Origin of the sequence: Fibrobacter sp. UWP2 (genome assembly GCF_900141705.1) — a bacterium.
In the GTDB taxonomy this organism is placed as follows: Bacteria; Fibrobacterota; Fibrobacteria; order Fibrobacterales; family Fibrobacteraceae; genus Fibrobacter.
Genome location: NZ_FQYM01000066.1, coordinates 1 through 1,768, shown reverse-complemented (window position 1 = coordinate 1,768; position 1,768 = coordinate 1). Strand labels below are relative to the sequence as shown.

General features: G+C 41.8%; 2 protein-coding genes. One reads left to right on the top strand and one right to left on the bottom strand.

Features of this window, described 5'->3' with window-relative positions:
* Positions 1-47 precede the first annotated feature (47 nt).
* Positions 48-1,388 (bottom strand): hypothetical protein, encoded by a 1,341-nt coding sequence (locus BUB55_RS13715; protein ID WP_143153093.1) that lies wholly within the window; start codon positions 1,386-1,388, stop codon positions 48-50.
* Between the two features lie 95 nt (positions 1,389-1,483).
* Here BUB55_RS13715 and BUB55_RS13710 point away from each other — a divergent pair.
* Positions 1,484-1,768 (top strand): hypothetical protein (locus BUB55_RS13710; protein WP_143152881.1); only part of this gene is annotated, 285 nt, incomplete at its 3' end.

Genomic DNA, 1,768 nt, shown 5'->3' with positions numbered 1-1,768 from the left:
GAAAAGAGCATGAAACTACTTGACAATGAAGCGCTAATAGCCTAGATTTACACCAGTTGGAGACCTGGATTTTCAACTAAAAAAGGGACAAATTCCCAAATTCCATTAATATTTTCACCAAGAACAATGGCATCGGACTTTAATCGATTTGGGAAGCCATCAAAAACCTCATTTAATTTAAAAATTTCATTCCTCGGAGGAACAACCATTTTATACCGACCGTCGGTAGACTCAAAACATTGGCAATCAGCAGGGCACTTTTCAGATATTTTCCTAAAAAGTGAACCATCAATGGAGTAATTCATCACATAAGATTTGGTTGAAATATCTTGCAACGCATACCAGTGATTTATTAAGTAAGAATCATTATTCTCATCTTCAATATAATCTTTTCTCTGATCATTCTGTTTGATATTAACCATTACTCCTGCTTGATTCTCTCCAAGTCCCACATCGGAAGAATTTGTAAAAACTCTCACATTTGAATAACTCCAATTTTCAAGGGGGGAATTCGCAAGCCATACCAAACCCTGCTCGCGAGGCCGATCAATCACCCAAAAATTTCCCGCAAAATACATGATTGTGCGATAATTATCGGGGGAACTAATTCTTGCAGTATAAGCGTCTACACCACCGAGTTTTGGGGTATAACCAAAAGATCCTCCGGTGACAGCACTTTTCATTAAAGTAGCTTGGAAACCTCCTGCAACTTTCATATATTTTGCATCATCATCAAAAAATGAATAATCATATTTTGATCCAAAAAATTCAATGGAATACGCAAAAATACCTGCCGTTGTTCCTGTAGCTTGATTCGTCCGGTTCTTCAAATCTTTGAAACTAATAAATTCGTTGTCTCCGCCAGCATCTATATCTATACACGCCTCTGTAAAAGGAACATGACAAGTAAATTCTGATTGCGAACGAGTCAAAACATTGTGCTGATGAAATCTGTGCGTCATAGAGCGATCTTCGTAACCAGAATACCCTCTATCTTGAATAATGAATCCTTCTGCAGAACTAGCCAGCGTAATAGAAAGGTTGTCCTGCTGATCATGGCCTTGTCCATTTTTCCAAATATCATTAGATTCGACAACCATCGAAAGAGAAACCGTATCAATGCTTCCATCAGCAAGAATACGCTCTTTCATAATCATGACGGCATCATCTCCATAACGCCCTCCCATTTCTATAGGAAGAGGCGCTTCTGTTGAGTAAAGCGACATATTGTTTGCTTTTATACCAAAAACATTCATCAAAGACACCTTTGACGGATCTGTTACAGGGAACCGCTTTGATAAAGATACATATTTCGGATCATTCAGCAACTTCGCCCAAACAAGATAGTCCGGATTATAGGTACATCCATCATCAGGAAGATGCCCCAAAGTTAGTTGAAATTTCTGCAACCAAAAAGAAAAAGGTGGTCTCCAACTTGTAAATTTGGTTCAGCAAAAAAACACCAAGCAAGAGGATAACCACCATGATGAAAAGTACAAAAAGAACCCCAAAACTGTCAATCGTCCGCCGCGAAGAAATCGACATTTCGACCAGTATCGGGGTGGTTCTGGCCGACCTTGCCGAACAGGGGAAAAGCTGCCTTGACGCGCTGTCGAGGGAGATGGGCGCAAGGCTCGTGGAGGCGATACTCCTGGCCGAAAGGGAACAGCTCGGCGGTGCAGCATACCACCCCAGGGAGGGCTTCAAGAAGTGGTCCAGCCAGGGCGGTTCCGTGTACATCGCGGGCGGCAAGGCGAAGGTGCGCGTA